General features: G+C 47.2%; 1 rRNA gene. It reads right to left on the minus strand.

Features of this window, described 5'->3' with window-relative positions:
* Positions 1-218: ribosomal RNA gene (locus tag GHO41_RS29705) — 23S ribosomal RNA — on the minus strand; the annotation flags it as partial.

Below are 218 nucleotides of genomic sequence, written 5' to 3' on the forward strand. Positions count from 1 at the left end.
TTCCTTCACCCGAGTTCTCTCAAGCGCCTTGGTATTCTCTACCCAACCACCTGTGTCGGTTTGGGGTACGGTTCCTGGTTATCTGAAGCTTAGAAGCTTTTCTTGGAAGCATGGCATCAACCACTTCGTTATCTAAAAGATAACTCGTCATCAGCTCTCGGCCTTAGAATCCCGGATTTACCTAAGATTCCAGCCTACCACCTTAAACTTGGACAACC

The organism is Pseudomonas sp. FSL R10-0399, from assembly GCF_009600165.1.
Taxonomy (GTDB): Bacteria; Pseudomonadota; Gammaproteobacteria; order Pseudomonadales; family Pseudomonadaceae; genus Aquipseudomonas; species Aquipseudomonas helleri.